We start from the raw sequence: 322 nt of genomic DNA on the forward strand, positions 1-322 counted from the left end.
CGCGAGATCGATGCGTATGCGAGCACCGCGTTGGGCAATCGCATAGTTGCGAGTCGGGTCGGTGGCTCAACGCTCGAGGCGGTGGCGCACAAGCGGGCAACGGACGGTGCGCAGCACACGCCCCCGCTCGGAGCGTTCTCGTTTAATCGAAAGAACAGCGAGCTGATTAATGCGGTGAACCGGCAACTTCGTTTATATCTGGGCTCGGAAGATCATCGCGCCAGCATGGCAAGGTTTGGATTGACGGGTAATGAAATCGATCCAGCGCTCGCGCGCTGAGTTTGTTTGCGTTGGCGTAGGCATTAGCTGCCGCTCGATAAGG

At 58.7% G+C, this 322-nt stretch carries 1 pseudogene; it reads left to right on the plus strand.

From position 1 onward, the window contains the following. Positions 1-279 (plus strand): annotated as a pseudogene (locus SB753_RS35875) (amino acid ABC transporter substrate-binding protein); the annotation flags it as partial. Positions 280-322: the final 43 nt, after the last annotated feature.

This window comes from Paraburkholderia sp. SIMBA_053, from assembly GCF_046534895.1.
In the GTDB taxonomy this organism is placed as follows: domain Bacteria; phylum Pseudomonadota; class Gammaproteobacteria; order Burkholderiales; family Burkholderiaceae; genus Paraburkholderia; species Paraburkholderia caledonica.